The 16,402-nt window shown below is 50.8% G+C and carries 17 protein-coding genes and 4 pseudogenes; 12 read left to right on the plus strand and 9 right to left on the minus strand.

Features of this window, described 5'->3' with window-relative positions; genetic code table 11:
- Nucleotides 1-96: 96 nt before the first annotated feature.
- The 3 genes and pseudogenes from MPHASIOC01_RS09460 to MPHASIOC01_RS09470 all read right to left on the minus strand — a co-directional run.
- On the minus strand, nt 97-1,050 hold the full coding sequence (locus tag MPHASIOC01_RS09460) for a cation diffusion facilitator family transporter (RefSeq protein WP_353614457.1): 954 nt from the start codon (nt 1,048-1,050) through the stop codon (nt 97-99).
- Nucleotides 1,051-1,277: 227 nt separating this feature from the next.
- A pseudogene (locus tag MPHASIOC01_RS09465) lies at nt 1,278-1,889 on the minus strand (IS3 family transposase); the annotation flags it as partial.
- Nucleotides 1,888-1,995, minus strand: a pseudogene (locus MPHASIOC01_RS09470) (AAA family ATPase); the annotation flags it as partial. The pseudogenes MPHASIOC01_RS09470 and MPHASIOC01_RS09465, both read right to left, overlap by 2 nt.
- Before the next feature lie 68 nt (nt 1,996-2,063).
- Between MPHASIOC01_RS09470 and MPHASIOC01_RS09475 the strand changes: the two are divergent.
- On the plus strand, nt 2,064-3,596 hold the full coding sequence (locus MPHASIOC01_RS09475; RefSeq protein ID WP_353614458.1) for an IS3 family transposase: 1,533 nt from the start codon (nt 2,064-2,066) through the stop codon (nt 3,594-3,596).
- Nucleotides 3,597-3,655: 59 nt separating this feature from the next.
- Here the strand turns inward: MPHASIOC01_RS09475 and MPHASIOC01_RS09480 are convergent.
- From MPHASIOC01_RS09480 to vapB, 3 genes and pseudogenes are all read right to left on the minus strand, one after another.
- Nucleotides 3,656-3,799 (minus strand): annotated as a pseudogene (locus MPHASIOC01_RS09480) (AAA family ATPase); the annotation flags it as partial.
- A 73-nt stretch (nt 3,800-3,872) separates the two neighbouring features.
- The gene (locus MPHASIOC01_RS09485) at nt 3,873-4,289 is read right to left on the minus strand and encodes a type II toxin-antitoxin system VapC family toxin (protein ID WP_353614459.1); all 417 of its coding nucleotides are present in this window, start codon (nt 4,287-4,289) and stop codon (nt 3,873-3,875) included.
- The gene (gene vapB, locus MPHASIOC01_RS09490; RefSeq protein WP_353614460.1) at nt 4,286-4,516 is read right to left on the minus strand and encodes a type II toxin-antitoxin system VapB family antitoxin; all 231 of its coding nucleotides are present in this window, start codon (nt 4,514-4,516) and stop codon (nt 4,286-4,288) included. The genes MPHASIOC01_RS09485 and vapB overlap by 4 nt, the downstream gene beginning before the upstream one ends.
- A gap of 905 nt (nt 4,517-5,421) precedes the next feature.
- Between vapB and MPHASIOC01_RS09495 the strand changes: the two genes are divergently transcribed.
- The 6 genes from MPHASIOC01_RS09495 to MPHASIOC01_RS09520 all read left to right on the plus strand — a co-directional run bounded on the left by MPHASIOC01_RS09495 (nt 5,422) and on the right by MPHASIOC01_RS09520 (nt 8,953).
- Nucleotides 5,422-5,781, plus strand: coding sequence for a hypothetical protein (locus MPHASIOC01_RS09495; RefSeq protein ID WP_353614461.1), 360 nt, complete (start codon nt 5,422-5,424; stop codon nt 5,779-5,781).
- Between the two features lie 17 nt (nt 5,782-5,798).
- Complete coding sequence (locus MPHASIOC01_RS09500; RefSeq protein ID WP_353614462.1) at nt 5,799-6,170, plus strand: hypothetical protein; 372 nt, start codon at nt 5,799-5,801, stop codon at nt 6,168-6,170.
- A 43-nt stretch (nt 6,171-6,213) separates the two neighbouring features.
- Nucleotides 6,214-6,723, plus strand: coding sequence for a hypothetical protein (locus tag MPHASIOC01_RS09505; RefSeq protein WP_353614463.1), 510 nt, complete (start codon nt 6,214-6,216; stop codon nt 6,721-6,723).
- Nucleotides 6,724-6,747: 24 nt separating this feature from the next.
- Nucleotides 6,748-7,518, plus strand: a complete 771-nt coding sequence (locus tag MPHASIOC01_RS09510) for a site-specific integrase (RefSeq protein ID WP_353614464.1) — start codon at nt 6,748-6,750, stop codon at nt 7,516-7,518.
- Between the two features lie 313 nt (nt 7,519-7,831).
- Entirely contained in the window at nt 7,832-8,659 is an 828-nt protein-coding gene (locus MPHASIOC01_RS09515) for a ParA family protein (RefSeq protein ID WP_353614465.1), read from the plus strand.
- Complete coding sequence (locus tag MPHASIOC01_RS09520; protein WP_353614466.1) at nt 8,660-8,953, plus strand: hypothetical protein; 294 nt, start codon at nt 8,660-8,662, stop codon at nt 8,951-8,953.
- Nucleotides 8,954-9,060: 107 nt separating this feature from the next.
- Here MPHASIOC01_RS09520 and MPHASIOC01_RS09525 read toward each other — a convergent pair whose 3' ends face one another.
- Nucleotides 9,061-9,714 (minus strand): hypothetical protein, encoded by a 654-nt coding sequence (locus MPHASIOC01_RS09525; RefSeq protein WP_353614467.1) that lies wholly within the window; start codon nt 9,712-9,714, stop codon nt 9,061-9,063.
- 27 nt (nt 9,715-9,741) lie between these two features.
- On the minus strand, nt 9,742-10,488 hold the full coding sequence (locus tag MPHASIOC01_RS09530) for a zeta toxin family protein (protein ID WP_353614468.1): 747 nt from the start codon (nt 10,486-10,488) through the stop codon (nt 9,742-9,744).
- Nucleotides 10,489-10,989: 501 nt separating this feature from the next.
- Here MPHASIOC01_RS09530 and MPHASIOC01_RS09535 point away from each other — a divergent pair.
- The 5 genes and pseudogenes from MPHASIOC01_RS09535 (at nt 10,990) to MPHASIOC01_RS09555 (ending at nt 15,606) form a co-directional block, all read left to right on the plus strand.
- A pseudogene (locus MPHASIOC01_RS09535) lies at nt 10,990-11,545 on the plus strand (tyrosine-type recombinase/integrase).
- Nucleotides 11,546-11,653: 108 nt separating this feature from the next.
- Nucleotides 11,654-12,439, plus strand: a complete 786-nt coding sequence (locus MPHASIOC01_RS09540; RefSeq protein WP_353614469.1) for a hypothetical protein — start codon at nt 11,654-11,656, stop codon at nt 12,437-12,439.
- A 91-nt stretch (nt 12,440-12,530) separates the two neighbouring features.
- Complete coding sequence (locus MPHASIOC01_RS09545; RefSeq protein ID WP_353614470.1) at nt 12,531-13,580, plus strand: hsdR; 1,050 nt, start codon at nt 12,531-12,533, stop codon at nt 13,578-13,580.
- A 96-nt stretch (nt 13,581-13,676) separates the two neighbouring features.
- Complete coding sequence (locus MPHASIOC01_RS09550) at nt 13,677-15,029, plus strand: hypothetical protein (RefSeq protein WP_353614471.1); 1,353 nt, start codon at nt 13,677-13,679, stop codon at nt 15,027-15,029.
- Nucleotides 15,001-15,606, plus strand: a complete 606-nt coding sequence (locus tag MPHASIOC01_RS09555) for a hypothetical protein (protein ID WP_353614472.1) — start codon at nt 15,001-15,003, stop codon at nt 15,604-15,606. Before MPHASIOC01_RS09550 ends, MPHASIOC01_RS09555 begins: the two co-directional genes overlap by 29 nt.
- Nucleotides 15,607-15,641: 35 nt before the next feature.
- Here the strand turns inward: MPHASIOC01_RS09555 and MPHASIOC01_RS09560 are convergent, their stop codons facing one another.
- Nucleotides 15,642-16,376, minus strand: coding sequence for a replication initiation protein (locus tag MPHASIOC01_RS09560; RefSeq protein ID WP_405027758.1), 735 nt, complete (start codon nt 16,374-16,376; stop codon nt 15,642-15,644).
- Nucleotides 16,377-16,402 lie beyond the last annotated feature (26 nt).

Here is a 16,402-nt window from a genome sequence, read left to right on the forward strand (position 1 = left end):
TTTACTATCATTTAAAAAAATCACAATCCGAAGACGTAACATTGAGCAAAGAAAATAATTATTTGCCAATTTCCCCGAAGAAAATCAGCATTAAAATTATTGTTTATGATTATTTACACTTCCATAATCAAGGCCACTTACCTCCTTAAAAAAAGGGTCAACATGCGTCATGACATTTAATACATGATGATTATCTAAAACTGATTTCCTGGCTAAAACAGCAATGTCATGCCCTACTTTCACTGATAAATTACCATTAATTTCCAGATGAACATCAACAACAACAAGATCTCCCATTTTACGGGTTTTGAGATCATGGATACCTTCAACTCCAGGCGTTGACAATAATGTGGTTTTTATTTTATTTTCAGTTTCAATATCCACGGATCTGTCCATCAAGTCATGAAGCGAATCTGACATAAATGAATATCCCATTCTGGTTACAATCAGTCCGACAACCATTGCAGCAACTGGGTCGAGTAATTTAAAACCTGATAAGTTCCCAATAATACCAATAGCCACAACCAAAGACGAAGCGGCATCAGAGCGTGCATGCCAGGCATTAGCGACCAGCATAGTGGATTTTACTCGGGTTGCTACGGCAAGCATATAGCGAAAAAGAAGCTCTTTGATAACCAGTGCGGCTAAAGCCACCCACAGAGCAACAATATGTACCTGAGGAATATCATCTGGTTGTTTCACTTTATTTACTGCTGACCATAACATGCCGATGCCAACAATAAATAAAATTGTCCCCAGAATTAATGATGCACCATTTTCATAACGATGATGACCGTAGTGATGGTCATCATCGGGATTTTTTTTACTTTTATGGTTTGCAATGAGTACAACAAAGTCTGAGACTAAATCAGACAGGGAATGAATACCATCCGCGATAAGTCCCTGAGATCCAGAAAATATACCAGTAATCACCTGCCCGGATGTCAGAAAACAATTAACAAGCACACTAACCCACGTACTTTTACGGGCCGCGATGAAACGCTCATGAGAACTAATATCAATATCATCCGTAAATTTGTTTACCTGCATCAGAAACTCCTTATAACAGCATCAACAGTTAATACTAAACAGACTATCCTTCCCGGACAGGTTCTGTGGCGAAAATATAATAATTGGTGAGATTTATTCCTGTAAAGGACGTGCCATGTTTGTGATGACATTCATTTATCATAATTTTTAAACATTAATTTATTCTTAACAGAATATGAAAAAATTGACAGTTACCACTGACCTGCCCCCAGGACTAGATACAACTTTCAGTTAGTAATGTCGGTTGATTTTTCTTCATATTTCCCGTTTCGCCAGCCCGCTGCAAATTCAGATGGCGTTAGGTAATCCAGCGATGAATGTGGACGACACTCGTTATAATCCTGCAGCCAGTCATTAATCATTTTCCTGGCGTGAACGATATCGCTGAACCAGTGTTCATTGAGGCACTCATCTCTGAATCGTCCGTTAAAACTCTCAATAAATCCGTTCTGGGTCGGTTTGCCCGGCTGAATAAGCCGTAGTTCCACGCCATGCTCAAAGGCCCATTGGTCCAATGCGCGGCAGGTAAATTCCGGTCCCTGATCGGTTCTTATCGTCGCCGGGTAGCCACGAAACAACGCGATACTGTCGAGAATACGCGTGACCTGTACGCCTGAAATCCCGAATGCGGTGGTAATTGTCAGGCACTCCTTCGTGAAATCATCCACGCAGGTCAGGCACTTTATCCTGCGACCGGTGGCCAGTGCGTCCATGACGAAATCCATCGACCAGGTCAGGTTCGGCGCCTCCGGGCACAGAAGCGGAGACCGCCCGGTCGCCAGCCCTTTACGGCGTCGTCTGCGTTTTACACTCAGTCCGTTAAGGTGGTAAATGCGATAAGAGCTCGGAGCGGCGCTCACCTTCCTGAAAATGCCTGACTGCTGCCTGGGACAGGAGCGATTCTACACCCAATGCCTCGACACGGTACCTGCTGTCGCTCAGCATGTCAACAACACTGCCTAATGACCGCTTTGGGGGTGCGGACGATTTCCTGGACTCTCAGGAGATAATTTATGTATTCAAAAGCTGAGCGCCTTCGTGCTATTGAGCTCTATTTTAAATTCGGTAGAAAGATCACCTCTGTTATTCGTGAATTGGGCTACCCCACAGAGCGCAACCTCCGGCGATGGGTACAGGCATGGGAAGCCAGCGGTGGCAATATCAGTTCCCTGCCCCGCAAAGAGCGCTACTCTGATTCGCAGAAACAGGCCGCCGTCGACCATTACTTTACGCACGGCTGCTGCCTTGCCCATACCCGAAGGGCGCTGGGATACCCCTGTAGTGCACTTCTTATTCGCTGGATAGATGAGCGTCATCCCGGTTGGCGACGCATCCACACCAGTGTGCAAAACGCCAGCGCGCCCTTTAAGCCTGAGGTTAAGCTGCAGGCCGTCAGGGATCTGTGTACCCGGACAATCCCCGCCCAAAAAATCGCACAGGACGTGGGTGTCAGCCAGCAGGTGTTGTATAAATGGAAAGACGAGGCTATCGGCGACGAGACTTACCTGTCCATGCGAAAAAATGACGACCCCTCTTTTATCCAGGAGCGTGATGCGCTACGGGAAGAACTTGCCCGGCTCACTCAGGCGGTAAAACGGCAGCAGCTGGAGCTGGATATTCTGAAGAAGGCGGAGGAAATAATAAAAAAAGACCCGGGCATCAGCATCAGCACCCTGACAAACAGGGAAAAGACGAAGATCGCTGATGCCCTCAGAGACACACATCCACTGCCGGTGCTGCTGAGCACCCTGAGGCTCGCCCGCAGCAGCTATTTTTATCACCGTGCAGCACTGCGAGCCGGTGATAAACATGCCGGTGTGCGTGTCAGCCTGTCGGAGATCTTCCACGCCAACTACCGCTGTTACGGCTACCGCCGCCTGCACGCAATGCTCCGTGATGAAGGCGTACGGCTCTCTGAAAAAATTGTGCGCAGGCTGATGTCAGAAGAAAAGCTTGTTGTCAGCATAACCCGTCGGCGGCGGTACAGCTCTTACTGCGGAGAAATCGGGGTGGCCCCTGATAATCTTCTTGCGAGGGACTTCACCGCCGGGTTGCCCAATCAGAAATGGCTGACGGATATCACGGAGTTCCATCTGCCCGCAGGCAAAGTGTGGCTGTCACCGGTCGTGGACTGCTTCGACGGTAAGGTGGTGAGCTGGTCGTTGGGTACCCGGCCCGACGCGATGCTTGTCAACAGCATGCTGGAAAGCGCGATCGGCACGCTAAAACCGCACGAACGTCCGATAATACACAGCGATCGCGGCGGGCATTACCGGTGGCCGGGGTGGTTACAGAGGATATCCTCCTCGGGCCTGGTGCGCTCTATGTCGCGCAAAGGCTGCTCTCCGGATAATGCGGCGTGTGAAGGGTTCTTCGGGCGGCTGAAAAATGAGATGTTTTATGGTCGCAACTGGTCAGGTGTAACGCTGGATGACTTTATGAAGCAGGTGGACGGCTACATCCGATGGTACAATGGTCATCGGATCAAGCTGTCGCTGGGCGCAGTGAGCCCTGAAACGTACCGGAAAAGACTGGGGTTAATCTAATCAATCAGTCCAGGAAATCGTCCGCACCCCCTTTCCGGTCTTATATCAGTGTTGCTGACAAGCACAAGGTCAAGGGCCAGCAGAATAGTGCTTTTCCCGGACTCATTGTCACCGACCAGAATGTTACGGTCATGAGTGAAGTGCAGGTCCAGTTCCGGAAACTTTTTAAAGTTTTGCAGCATAAGTCGCGTGATCAGAGGCATCTTTAATTCCTTTATATACCGCTGACTGAAAGAGTGTCCGGCAGCGCCAGACCGCCTGTTTTGTATTACAGCGTTATCTTACCCAGTCTTCCAGAACAAGATCCGGTACCCGCACAAATTCCCGCGTATTATTGGTGACCAGCACGGCGCCGGCCGCGATGGCATGCCCGGCAATGGCTGTGTCATTCGGGCCGATCGGCGTGCCTGCGAGGCGCAGCGCCACCCGGATGTCCGTGGTGGCGTCGACTGCAGCGCGGTCCCAGGGCAGGATGGCATCAAGACGGGCACAGAACGCGTCAACCAGCGGAAGATGGCGGGGTGAGGCCTTCGGACCGGTGGCCCCGAAGCGCATTTCGGCATAGGTGATGGCCGAGACCACAATACGGTGGTTACGCAGCACCGCCTGTTCAAGTTTTTTTATCACGGCTTCCGGCTGCTCGCGCATGATGAATGAGCAGATGTTGGTGTCCAGCATGTAGGTCCTGGTCATAAGTCAAAGCGTCCTTCGTCGCTGACCACGTCCCCGCGCTCCGCCATAAAGTCCGGGTCGGCTTTTTCCAGACTGGTAAACGAGCCCCAGGTCGGACGGACGGGACGCAGGATGATGCTGTCCCCGTCGCGGACAATCTCCAGTTCGCTGACGCCCTCAAAATCCAGATCGCGGGGCAGACGGATGGCACGGTTATTGCCGTTTTTAAAAATAGATACGGTTCGCATGATGTCCTCCTGGTTTCTGGCCTCATGGCCCATCTGCATATGCTCAGTATAGGCTGATGTGCTGCTTATGTATAGGGTCACCATATGCAGATGTGAAGGCTATGCGTATACATGGCATATGCATATCACTGACATATGGATATGCTGTACATATCCTGAACTGTCTCGTTTCCGTCTGAGATCCGAAAACCTCCAGTTCCGGATCTGCGTTCCTGCTCCCGGCGCGCAGCGGCCCGGAAATACCACATGTGATGCTGAATTCCCGTTCTGATCACCACATACTGTGTTATGCACACTTACCGTGAACCGGTCAGCCAGAGTGAAAAAGGGCGGTATGTGTATTTTCTCACCGTGGTACACTTCCGGAAAGTCGCTATACGCCAGAAAGTCGGATCTGGCCGGAACGGCCCTCCGGTAATTTATATATGTGGTTATATGTTCGCTTATTATTAGTAGAGTGATGATTTTATTCTGAGACATTATCCGGCGTGACCATCCCGGCTGAAGGGGGGTGAGTGATAACTACTCAGGACTATTAAAAGAGAAATTAAATGGCTACAGACAGGATTCAGTTCAAGATCGAAACACTAATACCCGTACTCACATCCTTAGGTCATACCAAGCTCTGGTTCCGAACAGTCAGTTACGGTTCCGGATATCAAGAGCTGGAGTTTATAGTCAACCAAGAAAATGAACGTCTTGCACAATGGAGCCCGAAATGTGAAGGGTGGATTGTGACTAACAAGATCCTTTGCATAAACCTGGGTGCCAGTCAGTCTGTTCCCGACGGAGTTCTAATTGATGAAATATGGGAGTTTAATAAAACGTTACTAGAACCACTTTCATCAGACAGCATTTAAGGCGGGATTTCTCAATAATGCAGCGTAACCAGTAAGGAGTTAAGGATGGGACGTTCCACTAAGGTGATTATCAGGGAGAGAACGTTTGCTTCCAAAAAAGCAGCCGTCGACTACTTCATGGATCGGCGTGAAGAAGTTAAAGCCTGCGGGCAGGTTACTGAAGGCGCGTTCTTTGACGAGCTGGCAGATCTCTACAGCCGCTACTGCAGTACTTCACCTGGCTGGGGACTGAACGGCCGCAACATCGTTGCCTTTGTTGTCGATTACGAACTACGGCAGAACGGGCAGTATGCCCAGTACCTTTGTTATAAAGTCCGGTTCAGCAATCAGGAGCTGCGCCCTTTTTCAATCGATAAAGCCCTGAGCGCAATCGTCAGAGCGGATGCCAGACACGCAAACGAATAATGAAGCAGGAGAACACAATGGACGTATTTGTAAAAGAATTCAGTACCATGCGCAAGTACGGCATGAATATTATCAACGTCACACAGGTTATGGCCACAGATTCTTACGTGAAATCCGACCCAAGGATGCCGAGAACACGGCTGCGTCGCTACCTGGGGCAGTACGGCCTGCGCGGTGAAGCGCTGAGCAGGGAAGTCAGACGCATCGTTGCGGGACCTGAGCGGCGGGATAACACGCTGAAAGACGGGATTTACTGTACGTGGCCCTATGGCTGGGAGCCTGCGGATTTCACACCGATGATGCGCCGTATTTTTCACGGAAAAAGCAAGCGTCATGTAATGATGTTTGATGAGGTGCCACTCATGTATCAGAACACAGAAGGCAGGTAATAGTGATCATCAGCAGATTACGGTCTGAACCGGAGCGGATGCCATGACCGCTGTCGTTCCGTTGTGGATGCCGGTGGCCTCAGCACTGGGGGGTATGGTCGGCGCACTGGGTAGCCAGTTTCTCTACCATTATTTCACTGCCGGACGCGAAAAAAAGGCTGCAGATAAAAAGCTGGCATCAGAGCGCGCATACCTCGGTAGCCAGCTTATGATCCTCCTGGCAGGATACCGGGAGCAGTGTCATGAGTTTTCACTCTCCCCGGTTAAGGACGATCATGTTCCGTCACGGCCCGAGGTCCCGGATTTCAGCAGGGTAAAGGGAGACTGGACTGTTCTGGATGGTGTGCTTCAGCTCAGAATTCACAGGCTGGCTTTTGTCCGAACTCAGCACGAGGCGCGGCTTGATGCTGTATTTGAACATTACTCGGATGGTCCCGAATACCGTGAAACCGCCTCAGACTTATACCAGAAACTGGTCGGTGAGTGTGACGGTATCATTCAGGAACTCAGCACGCTGTGTGCTCTTCCGTCCCCCTGGTCCCTGGATGAATAATTCCGCTTCCGACAGGAAAATAACATGACCCAGCTTGTGAACTACGGTTCGCCACCGGTGCAGCTGCCGGTGGTCATCGATTATCCGGCTGCACTGGCACTGCGCCAGATGGCCCTGGTGCATGATGAACTGCCAAAATACCTGCTGGCACCGGAGGTCAGCGCCCTGCTCCACTACGTCCCGGATCTGCACCGCAGGATACTGCTGGCCACCCTGTGGAATACTGGCGCACGGATTAATGAGGCGCTGGCGCTGACACGGGGGGATTTTTCGCTGGCACCGCCGTACCCGTTTGTGCAGTTGGCCACCCTGAAGCAGCGTGCGGAAAAAGCGGCCAGGACAGCCGGGCGGGCGCCTGCCGGCAGTCCGGCGCACCGTCTGGTTCCGCTGTCCGACAGCCAGTACGTCAGCCAGCTGGAGATGATGGTGGCCACCCTGAAAATTCCGCAGGAACGCAGAAACAAGCGCACCGGCCGGACGGAAAAGGCGCGTCTGTGGGAGATCACCGACCGGACGGCACGGACGTGGATCAGTGAAGCCGTGGACGCCGCAGCGGCCGACGGCGTGACGTTCTCGGTGCCGGTGACCCCGCACACGCTCCGGCACAGCTATGCCATGCACATGCTGTACGCCGGTATTCCGCTGAAGGTGCTGCAGAGCCTGATGGGACATAAAAGTATCAGTTCGACGGAAGTGTACACGAAAGTGTTTGCGCTCGATGTCGCGGCGCGCCACCGGGTGCAGTTCCAGATGCCCGGCGCGGATGCCGTGGCCCTGCTGAAAGGTCACTTATAAGTGGCCACCGTTGCAGGGGTAACAGATGAGTGGTTCATTTGACGGGTGTACCCCAGATCCCTGCAACAGTTCAGCAGCTCACATTAAGCATACCTATATGTTGCAGAAAGACACTACCAGCCAGACAAAAGCACGGAATGGTCGAGGTCAAAAAGCTGAATACAATGACCGGCTATACAACAGAACGACGCCGTGCCTGGAATGCCATGACGCCCCGCCCTTAAATGGATTACTTGTGTATTACATTTGTAATGCTATAGTACGTCAAATGTAGCTACATAAGTAATCCATTTGCATCCGTTAAGGAGCTGTCATGGCAGGTCAAAAAGCAGGATCTGGTGCGAAAATTTACGCGGTGATGAACAACAAAGGTGGCCCGGGTAAAACCAGCACCGCAACCAATCTCGCCGTCACACTGGCCAGAAGTGGAAATAAGGTTCTTCTGGTCGATTCTGATCAGCAGGCCAACTCAACGGAAGTGCTGGCCAACGGCAAAAAATATTATTCCATGTACGGTTCAACCATCTGCGATCTGTACAATAATCCTCGCAGCGACATTCGGAACGTTATCATTCCAGCCGTTGCCGGTGAACTCCCGATACCGAATCTGGATCTCATCCCGTCAGACCCGACGTTTGAAAAAATCATTGAACAGACCCTGACCCGCAGCCACCGTGAAAAAATCATGGCCAGACACCTGGAAAAAGTGCGGGATGATTATGACTACATTATTTTTGACTGCGCACCAGGACTTAACATTGCCACCGGCAATGCCATTTTCGTTGCTGATCATGTTCTGGTTCCCGTTGATGGTGGCAGTTTTTCCCTGAGTGGTCTGGAAATCATGCTGGATTACATGGATGAAATTTCCGAAGAGGATTACTCCCGTTTCAGCGTGTTCCGGAATAACTACAACGGCGCCAACAAAAAAATCAACGCCTTCATCGAGAAGGCACTGACGGAACACCCGCGTATTTCTGCACGGTTGCTGGAAACCCGCATACGAACTGACCAGGCGATTGTTCAGTCTCAGGTGGCCTGTGTACCGCTCTATTATTTCCAGAAAAGTGCCATGGCACTGAATGACTACAGCAAGCTTGCCCGGGAACTGGATGAGCTGATGGCAAAAGAGGTTGCGTAAATGAGCAAAGAATTAACCCGCCCCAAACTGGAAAAACCGGAACGAAGCACAACGGACAGCAACAGCAGCCGTCTCACCAGTTTCAGTACCAAAAAGAAAAACACCACCGGTGAAAGCCCAAAGACAGTAAGGATGACCCCCGCTGAGAAAATGCTGGCACAGGAGCTGGTTGAAGAAATTCAGGCCTTAACCCACAAAAACATTACCGTATCAACCTTATTGCGGGCAGGACTTTACCTTGCCCGGTCAGCAGGTCCTGACAAGGTACTGAAGGCAATCAAAGAAAATATTTAATGAATTACAAATGAATGACTTTTGTACTACACGGGTGATGAACATTTATACCGTTAAGGTTATAGCAATATAATAAAAAAGGCTCTTAAAATTAAGAGCCTATATTTTTATTTAACTTTATGCGCCAATTGGCGTCTGCGTACTCGGGCAGTCTGAGGACGTAATCTCATACGTTCTTCCTTCCGTTTCCCAGGTATGAACGTGACATATTCACATTCTTCTTCTTCACCTTCACCATCCAATCCGATGAGTTTGAGTGTGGATTTTATGCTAACCGTCACAGCTTGATAACCTTCAGAAAGACCATGCCCTCCTGCTAGGTGAAAAATTTGTCCGCTCGCTGATTCATTCATATTTCGGGCCATTGACTCAATGAGGGCCTTCCACTGTTCAGAATTAGGCGCTTTACCGTCAAAACTATTAGAGGGCTTAATACCTGTTATGAGAGTTGCTGGTATCTCATTCCACCACTTGGCCAGATTATACTCTACCTCGCGAGCTCTATAATGCGATGGTATATGACTGTTCCAGTAGACACCCGATTCGATACTCTCCGAGCTAGGCGTATGTACGCTGCCTGAATTTATTTCTGTTTCTGCCGAAACAAATTTTTCAGAAAAAATAACTCTGGCAAGATCCTGAGCAGCAAGTTCACCCGCCCTTTCAAGATCCACTTTCCCGGTCTCGGTCAGGTCGTCTCCGAATAAATCCCTCAGAGACTTTTTCTTTTTCTGAGTTGATTCATTAGTTTTGAGTGACATAACCCCTCCGCTGCAGTTGTACTATTATTATACAGCAATTTGTTCAAGATCTGAAATTGAGTAATTGAATGGCACTACCGAATCCAGCGTGTCTGCGGTGATGTTCTCATGAATGGTCTGGCTGAAAGCCGCTTGCCCTGGTATCTCTTCATATACATAAGCCCGGCAGCGCAACAACTTCCCCTGGAAGTCCGGATGCGAAAGCACATCTTTGATGGTCTGACGGACACGTAAAAAATTGTTGCAGAATACGTCAGGCCTGATTTTCCTGTCCCGCCTCATAGCATGCTTCCAGGCTATTCGGGGGTCCAGATATACATACATAATCTGAACCACATAGCTTCGCATGAGCGCTGTATGGACATTTCTGACAGCAGTCTCATAATGAGCAAAATTCGTATCATGAATGATATTAAAGCCCCCCTTCACCGCTTTATCAAAACAGCGTGACATTATTTTTGTGCAATATTTTTGGTAAACATCTGCATTATTTCCTGAATAATATGGAAATAATCCTCTGAATTCATCAGGATCAATATGTACTGTGTCCGGATATTCGTTGAGAATATGCTTTACGGTTTCACTTTTACCGCAGGCAGGCGCACCGGCGGTAAACATGATAATTGGACCTTCTGAAGCAGAAATCCCTTCTGAAAGATACTTAAACACATCATCTCTAATATGGGTGGCAACCTTATTTGATAGCCCCTGAATGTCATCCAGAAAGTCCTCAGAGATTTTAGTCAGTATTTCTTTTTTATGATTTTCGTTCATGACCCGTCACGTATCTTTCCTAGAAGCTGTGCTGAAAGTCTATCACAGGTCATTCATCTTATAACCCCCCTGAAACTGTGGCAGACCGCACAGCGAAGTTGCTTAGTCAGTTAGTGGAGTACCACTTCTGGTTCCGCAACAGATTCCGTTTTCGGTAATTTCCGGAAAACGCCCCCGGCGGGCGGGCTGATGCCCGGAAACCCCCTCATCCTGGGATATTTCCGCCTGCCGCCCCCCATATCCGGGTAAACCGGAGACCCGGGTTGTCCGCCGTGCGGACGGGGAACCGGTTATTGCTTTCCGTTTCCGGCTATACTGACAGAAAGCGGAAAATCCGCGCCCCGGGCGCAGCGGTTTTTTTCAGTGGCATCACGGCCCGTGAACCGGGAAAATGGGGGTGATATCTCACCGGATTGCGCTGCGCGAAAAATCCGGCACAGGCAGGGGCATACTCCTGCAGATTTTACACAGCGTGATCAGCGGCACAAATAAAGGAAGGACATGACACAGACCGCCCCCCTGCATTCCTCCGCCCTGCTCCCGGAGACGGTCCCGGTGCCGGCGGATTACGGCCGTGCACTTTCGCTCCGCGCCATGGCCCGGCACTACACGGAACTGCCCCGGTACCTGCTGGCTCCGGAAGTGGCCGCCCTCCTCCACTTCCTGCCTGACTGGCATCAGCACGCTTTCATCAACACGCTGTGGAATACCGGTGACCGGCTCACCGGCGAACGTCGCGCCCTGCCGGTCTGGGGGATCACGGACAGGACAGTCCGCAACTGGCTTGACCGGGCCGTGGACAGCGCCACCCGGCGGCGTCAGGTTCAGTATTGCCATCAGCCCGCACACTTTTCGTCACAGTTTTGCGATGCACCTGCTGTACGGACACGTCCACCCGAAAGTGCTGCAGGGGTTACTCGGCCATGAGAAATTCACCTCCACTGAAGTCTATACCCGCCTCTTTGCCCTGGATGTGGCCGCCAGTCAGCAGGTCCGGTTTTCCATGGATACACAGGGAGCCATCAGGCTGCTGATGGACAAAACGGGGAATACATAAACACCATAAAGATAGTCTGTTATGTTTATTTATGTATTACATTTAGAATACTAATGAACTACTGATGTAGTGCATAATAAATAAAAAAGAATGGCAAAAGGATGACTGATGGCACCTGTACTGTACCTCAACATGTATGAGCCGGTGAGGCGAGAATTCATCCGGTGCAACAATTTCTTTTATGACCAGTCAACAGAACGCCTGCTGGCGTCCTTCACTGATGACAGCATTGACGTTGCAGCGCAACAGGCCGCACAGGACCGTCTTGACCGCCTGAGCATCCACTTTGATCCGGAGACAATGGACCCGTCGGACGGTTTTGAGGAAGCGAATAATGAAGAAATCACCATCTGGCTGCAGCTGGATGCGATGCGCACCAGCACCCGGATCAGTATCGTCGCCGGGATGTTCCAGGAGTTCGAGAAATCCTTACGGGAATGGCTGGCGGACCAGTTGGCCGGGTGTGGCGTGCCTTACCATGAGGGAATATGGACGATGGTATTTTCAGGGCTGCTTGAGCATCTGAGTAAACCGGAATGCTGGAACATGCAGACCCAGCCGTTCTGGGAACGTCTCAGACAGGGCCTGATTCTGGTCAATGCGTGGAAGCACGGCAAGGGGCCGTCCTTTGATAAACTGTATCACGAATATCCCAGGTTCATCGATGTGGATGACCGAAGCCGGGCATCCATCGGCCCGCACAACCTGTCACTCCCTGCCTGGTGGGCACGGAGACTGACCGTGCAGCCCCGGGACCTGAAATCTTTTTCAGAAGCCATCAATGCTTTCTGGGCTCATATCCCGGAAGACACTCCCTCTGACCAGTTTTTATTTTTAAAAAAAAGAAATAATAAAAAGCTGAAAAATAGCCCATTGCAGCGTTTAAATGAATGACATTAATCCTCTTTTTGTATTCCAAATGTATTACATATGAATTACAGGCAGTATCTGTCTGTATGGCGAATTCCGGAGGTAACAGACAGCAATGAATAAATCAGAGAAAGCCGCCGGTGATGTTCAGGCACTGATGACTAACGGACTGGAGTTTCTGGAACGTGCCCGTGAGGCAATCGACACCTCTCCCAAGGATTCCGTCGTCAGTTTCTGGACCGGTGTCGAACTGCTCCTCAAAGTGCCCCTGCTGCAGGAGCACTGGACGCTGGTTTGCAGCAACAGCGGAAAAGGAATTGTCTCCCGGGAGAAATATCTCCGGGGAGATTTTCAGTCGGTCAGCTTTGATGAAACCTGCAGCCGTCTTGAGAAGGTGCTGGAGCTGCCCATACCGGAGAAAACCAGGGCGCTGCTTAAAACGGTCAGCGATCACCGTAACAGGGTGGTGCATTTTTATCATGACGGACTGATGGATAAGGCCCAGCGCGGGCAGATACTGAAAGAGCAGGCCGAAGCCTGGTTTGCACTCAACAGGATAATCCGGGACGGCTGGAAAAAGCTGGAAAACCATCATCTGGAACGCCAGATTGCCCTCCAGGAGACCCGTCTGCTGACCGGCAATAAGTACTATGCAGAGGTAAAATTCCGGGCTGTCAGGCCGGAACTGCAAAAACGACGTCAGGCCGGAGAAACCATAAAACCCTGCCCGACCTGTCACTGTGAATCAGCGGTCATCAGTCCCCGGATAATGCCGAAGGACACTCACTGGCTTACTGACATCCACTGCCTTGTGTGCTTTCACAGTGACCGGAACCTGCAATTTAAGTGTCCTGAGTGTGGCACAGAGAGCTGGCTGAAGTCCGGGGACGAGGATTTTGAATGCACCAATCCTGACTGCGGGCATCAAGACAATCGTTTTACTCTGCTGCAGGATATCTTTTATAAAAATGATGAGTGGTGTCTGGCACCGGTTCCTGCAGACTGCGAGGAGTGCGGAGGAGCCGGTTCAGTGTGTGAATTCAGCGGTGGTTACCTTTGTACCCACTGTTTTGACTTTTCAGAGACTCTTCCTGGTGAACGGCTTGCGTCTGATTACTTGGATGAAGATGATGCCTTAGACTTGCCTGCTGAACAGGATAACTAGCCGGCCCAGACACCTTTATAAGGTTACACGAGTAATGCATTAAGAGTACAAATGTAACACATTTGTATTCATTAAGAACTACAAAAGGATGCGACAATGAAGCTGGTATGGCGGAAGACCCCCCGGGGAACCGTTGAACGAAGCCTGACACAGGCCGAAACAGAGGCGCTCTGTGATACCTATGGGGCAGGGCGAACGGCGACCAAAGAACAGCAGGATCTGGTCAGAGACATAACCGGGCAAATGATTGAAGACAGTCTGTGGCTGCAGTGTTCCTGCCATCCTGACTTCCCGCCCCTGAATACAGTGGTGGATAAAGCCTCAGGTCGCCACCTGCGTCACCTTCACCAGTCCGGCCGTCATTCTCCTTCCTGTCCGCTGTTCCGGGTAAAAAAAACCGGCACGGATACGGAAACCGGACACCGGGAAGGTCACAAACATGCTTTCGCACCACTGGATGTGTCGGCCTTCATCACCCTGAAAAAAGAAAGTGGTAAAGGCACCGGTGTCCGTGACCTCACTCCAGGTTCGGGGGGCAAAGAGGAACGAATTAAAAAGGTTCCGGCACTGGGCAGAAAATTACTGACACTGCTCGATATGGCGGCCATCCATCGCCTCACCCTTATCCCTAAAACTCCTTCCGGGTCGATGCTGGATACATTGAAAACGATAAAACGCGTGGCAGGCAGCGTGAAACTTCACGGTGACCGGGTACTGGCCGATGTCATTATGACGCCCCCCTGGCTGACGCAGCAGGACCTTGAAAACACCATGACCGCCCTGGAAATGGATAACAAAGGCTGGCCCGCCCGCACCCGTATCGGCTTTTATCTCATTGGGCTCACCCGTGAAGTTGACCGGCAGACAGTCACCTTCAACACCAAAACAAGGGCCTACACCTGGTCACCGGCTAAACGCATGACGGTCAATGGTGAGCACAATGCCCTGCTCGGCAGCCGGGCACCATACTGGGTCATTCTGTCATTTTTTCGTGACGAGGCAGGCAAAGTCATCTGTGATGAAGGCTATGCGCACAGCGCCTGGTCAATGGTCAATCCGATCCCTGTAGACAGTCTCAAAGAGAAGGACACACTGGAAACCATCGTCCGTGAAGTGGGTAAGCTCCGGAAAAAACCGGCACGACTGACACTGGAAAAGCCCTTATTTGACATAGAATCCGGGCCTGATGGTGAAGAACTGGCACTGCCGGTGCTTCCCGATTTTCTGGTTCGTGTTCGCCCGGATACCGGCCCGGAAGAAGCGCTGTTCTGCATCGAAACAATGGGCTACGACTCTGAAGAATATCTGGAAAGGAAAAAAAGAACGCATGCGGAAATGGCGAAACTTGGCAAGGTGATCACTGATCCCGACCTGAGAGCAGGGAAAGACTTCAGCAAAACCCTGCTGGGATATATTGCGCATGCAGACACCTGGGCTGAAAAACAATGATATCCCCCGGACAGGCCTGGCGTGTGGGAAAAGCATCAACATGCGGCGCTGTGGGAAACACCTCAACTTACGGCGCGGCCGGGCACTGTGGGAAACACATCAACTTACGGCACGGCCGGGCACTATGGGAAACACATCAACTTACGGCGCTGCCGGGCACTGTGGGAAACACATCAACTTACGGCGCGGCCGGGCACTGTGGGAAACACATCAACTTACGGCACTGCCGGGCACTGTGGGAAACACATCAACTTACGGCACTGCCGGGCGCTGTGGGGAACGCGTTAACTTGAGACGCAGCCGGGCGCTGTGGGAAACGCGTCAACTTGTGGCACTGCCGGCGCTGTGGGAATCGCATCAACTTGTGGCGTTACCGGCGCTGTGGGAATCGCATCAACTTGTGGTGTTACCGGCGCTGTGGGAATCGCGTCAACTTATGGCGCGGCCGGGCAGTGTGGGAAACGCGTCAACTTCCAGCTCTGTCAGACGTTGTGGGAAATGCGTCAACTTTCTGCACTGGCGGGCACTGTGGGAAAAACATCAATATCCGAAAGGTCTGGTATCTGCAAAACGTTAAAGGAAGAAGGTATCCGCCCTGGGACAGGCGGATAATCAGGAAAGATTCAGAGGTTTATCAATTATGTTGAAAATAAAACGACCGTCATCCGCCGTGTTATAGGAGACCTTTAGTGGTGTCTTTTCATTAATTTTTTTGATGGCAGGCTCAAGAAATGTCCTTTTCATTTCTGCTGAATTGTTCTTCTGAGACGCTGGCAGCATAAAACGCTCACACATCCAGTCATGAGAGGTGATCCAGGCCCCGGATGCCCTGAACTGACATAAACTCTCATAAAGGCGGATCACTCTTACGCTGTTCAGCTGCCCGCAGTCATACAGGGAATATGTTGTAAACTGAGAGGACAGACCAACCAGGAAAGGCATTACCTTGTAATTGAACTCCAGCTGCCAGGTACCCCGTCCACGTTTCAGACCCGCTTCAGCCAGCCAGGGGCGTGTCACTTCTTCAAATTCACCGTCTTTGGGGTAAAAGGTAACGGTGGACTCGCCCAGAGCCTTTATACCGGATTTTACATCCCGGCTTGCCACGGCCGTGGCCACATTAAAATACCGCACGTAATCAGAGACATTAACCTTAAAAACCGGTAACGAATCTGACTCATCATCAGATGAACTGTCGCTAAAATAAGCCTGCATCAGGCACAGCCACAAAACACGCTTTGCCTGGAGGGGCAGGTAATACGCAGCTTCAGTCAGTTCGTTTGACTGCTTTATGCTGACTTTTTTTTTGAATTTCTTAGGTACCGCAACAGCCTGGTCAGTTGTCATCCATTTCACCACTGTGGGTAAATTTT

It is taken from the genome of Mangrovibacter phragmitis (assembly GCF_040429585.1).
GTDB lineage: Bacteria > Pseudomonadota > Gammaproteobacteria > Enterobacterales > Enterobacteriaceae > Mangrovibacter > Mangrovibacter phragmitis.

What these genes read in the sequence shown, in the direction of transcription:
- MPHASIOC01_RS09520 (WP_353614466.1), top strand. Translation starts at nt 8,660, where the DNA reads ATGAGCAAAGAATTAACCCGCCCCAAACTGGAAAAACCGGAACGAAGC.
- MPHASIOC01_RS09485 (WP_353614459.1), bottom strand. Translation starts at nt 4,289, where the DNA reads ATGACCAGGACCTACATGCTGGACACCAACATCTGCTCATTCATCATG.
- MPHASIOC01_RS09505 (WP_353614463.1), top strand. Translation starts at nt 6,214, where the DNA reads ATGACCGCTGTCGTTCCGTTGTGGATGCCGGTGGCCTCAGCACTGGGG.
- vapB (WP_353614460.1), bottom strand. Translation starts at nt 4,516, where the DNA reads ATGCGAACCGTATCTATTTTTAAAAACGGCAATAACCGTGCCATCCGT.
- MPHASIOC01_RS09560 (WP_405027758.1), bottom strand. Translation starts at nt 16,376, where the DNA reads ATGACAACTGACCAGGCTGTTGCGGTACCTAAGAAATTCAAAAAAAAA.
- MPHASIOC01_RS09515 (WP_353614465.1), top strand. Translation starts at nt 7,832, where the DNA reads ATGGCAGGTCAAAAAGCAGGATCTGGTGCGAAAATTTACGCGGTGATG.
- MPHASIOC01_RS09495 (WP_353614461.1), top strand. Translation starts at nt 5,422, where the DNA reads ATGGGACGTTCCACTAAGGTGATTATCAGGGAGAGAACGTTTGCTTCC.
- MPHASIOC01_RS09525 (WP_353614467.1), bottom strand. Translation starts at nt 9,714, where the DNA reads ATGTCACTCAAAACTAATGAATCAACTCAGAAAAAGAAAAAGTCTCTG.
- MPHASIOC01_RS09545 (WP_353614470.1), top strand. Translation starts at nt 12,531, where the DNA reads ATGAATAAATCAGAGAAAGCCGCCGGTGATGTTCAGGCACTGATGACT.
- MPHASIOC01_RS09550 (WP_353614471.1), top strand. Translation starts at nt 13,677, where the DNA reads ATGAAGCTGGTATGGCGGAAGACCCCCCGGGGAACCGTTGAACGAAGC.
- MPHASIOC01_RS09475 (WP_353614458.1), top strand. Translation starts at nt 2,064, where the DNA reads ATGTATTCAAAAGCTGAGCGCCTTCGTGCTATTGAGCTCTATTTTAAA.
- MPHASIOC01_RS09530 (WP_353614468.1), bottom strand. Translation starts at nt 10,488, where the DNA reads ATGAACGAAAATCATAAAAAAGAAATACTGACTAAAATCTCTGAGGAC.
- MPHASIOC01_RS09510 (WP_353614464.1), top strand. Translation starts at nt 6,748, where the DNA reads ATGACCCAGCTTGTGAACTACGGTTCGCCACCGGTGCAGCTGCCGGTG.
- MPHASIOC01_RS09500 (WP_353614462.1), top strand. Translation starts at nt 5,799, where the DNA reads ATGGACGTATTTGTAAAAGAATTCAGTACCATGCGCAAGTACGGCATG.
- MPHASIOC01_RS09460 (WP_353614457.1), bottom strand. Translation starts at nt 1,050, where the DNA reads ATGCAGGTAAACAAATTTACGGATGATATTGATATTAGTTCTCATGAG.
- MPHASIOC01_RS09555 (WP_353614472.1), top strand. Translation starts at nt 15,001, where the DNA reads ATGCAGACACCTGGGCTGAAAAACAATGATATCCCCCGGACAGGCCTG.
- MPHASIOC01_RS09540 (WP_353614469.1), top strand. Translation starts at nt 11,654, where the DNA reads ATGGCACCTGTACTGTACCTCAACATGTATGAGCCGGTGAGGCGAGAA.